At 29.4% G+C, this 1,791-nt stretch carries 1 protein-coding gene; it reads right to left on the bottom strand.

Features of this window, described 5'->3' with window-relative positions; all coding sequences use genetic code 11:
- Positions 1 to 370: 370 nt before the first annotated feature.
- Positions 371 to 649 (bottom strand): hypothetical protein, encoded by a 279-nt coding sequence (locus IV36_RS11650; RefSeq protein WP_056992658.1) that lies wholly within the window; start codon positions 647 to 649, stop codon positions 371 to 373.
- Positions 650 to 1,791 lie beyond the last annotated feature (1,142 nt).

The following is a 1,791-nucleotide window of genomic DNA, read 5'->3' as shown; positions in this document are numbered from 1 at the left end:
TGAAAGAATCAGAACAAGTGTCTAGAAAAACATGTGCCAAATATTGACTTAGGAGCAAGTTGCTCAAGATGAATGAAAAAAGTTATGATAATATGGCAAAAAGTGGGCAGATTGGGTTGGAATAATTGCTAATTTTTTTGTATATAGCAGACTAAAAAAGTAATCTATTAATTGTTTTCGATATTAAAAAGGGCATCAATTAATAAGTAATAATGAAGTCACAGAACTAAGTGACATTGTAAAGATATTCAATGAGAATAGAATATATTATCTTATTGATGAAGACGAAGCTGTGCACATAATAGAAATTAGAAGGAATAAAAAACTGTTACTCGTTTGAGCAACAGTTCTAAGTATAACCATTCCATATTTATCCAACTTTATTTCGCTTTTTTAATATTTTTAATAAGTCTGTAGCTTGGATGGTTTCAAAATATTCTCCAGTTTTGTGATATCTAAGCAAGTTCTTTCCTTCAGACCTATAGTTATTAATTTTCATATAGGAAGTATATATCTTGATTCCATCAATAATTTTGAAAGTACACCAACAAGTAAAATCTCCATGTAATTTGATATCCTCATTCAGTAAATCTATTAAGTGATTACGATCATGGTCCAAGGAATTACCGCTTTTCCCAATTAAACGCATAGAAATCAGACCTTTTGTTTTTATAATACCACAATATAGGCATAAAGGTTATTTTTTTAGAATGATTCTAATATGGTTGCTCACGGAAAGCAATACTTTACAGGTACAACACTACAAGCATATAAAATATTTTTTTCAGTGAGTATATTTTTTATAACTTCTTCTATATTAATTGCATTCAAAAAAGTATATATAAGTTAGAATGCAAGAGGAATTTTATATCCAACTTAGACAAGCCACCACTTTCTTAATTGGAAATGGGGTTTTTTGCGTAAATAAGTTTTTTGAGTTACACTATATTCTATAGTAGTAATCATTCCTCTTTAGATACACAAAAAATTCGTTGTTACATATTACTACTATATCGCCTCACTCTCAATTGAGTGAGGGCTTTTTAAAATTCAAAGATAAAGTAAGATAGGGTGCTGTAACTCTAGTAATAAAAGAAAAGTGTAGGACAAAAAACTTTGAGAAATAATGTTGCACAAATTGCTCTCAAAAAGCCCTTAAATTAATATCATGATATGTCCTCAGCAGGTATTATATAACTACTTTTTAATTTTGAGTTTGTGCGGCATCTATATTTTTTGCATTAGTTTTTGAGGAGAGCTGCTAGGTTATGATATTACCACCGGAATCTGTTATGCTGGTAGTATTAAAAATAAGAGAGCCATTATTTATTGAATAGTTGAAAGTAACGCCACCTATTGTGATAGTAGTATTAGTTATCGAATAATTTTGTGAATATGCTGAATTCATAGACATCGTGCGAGTTTTTGAATCATTTAAAATATACTGTATAAAGAATTACAAAATAAAAATAAAAGTGTATTAAAATTATTCAAAATATGCTAGAATCGATTTTAGATACAAAAAGTAAGTCCTAACCATGCCTCCCCCGAGACGAAAGGTTAGGACTTACTTTTTGCTTACAAATTATAGGTGAGTATTAATGCCAAAGATCAATAATAGAAAGTACTAATAGGAAAGAAACGATAGTATTTATGTAACGGTAATATCTTTGATAAACTCTATTAATGACTTGACCAAATATAGTCCACGCAATAGTTCCAGCTCCACTAATCAGTTGCTCTTATCCTAGTATTTGGTACACAAATATTTAGACAGTTGTGCCATAATAA

This window comes from Liquorilactobacillus mali, assembly GCF_001437155.1.
GTDB classification, from domain to species: domain Bacteria; phylum Bacillota; class Bacilli; order Lactobacillales; family Lactobacillaceae; genus Liquorilactobacillus; species Liquorilactobacillus mali_A.
This window is presented reverse-complemented; position numbering and strand designations above follow the sequence as displayed.

Excerpts from the sequence above, each read along its gene's own strand:
- IV36_RS11650 (WP_056992658.1), bottom strand. The coding sequence starts at position 649 with ATGCGTTTAATTGGGAAAAGCGGTAATTCCTTGGACCATGATCGTAAT.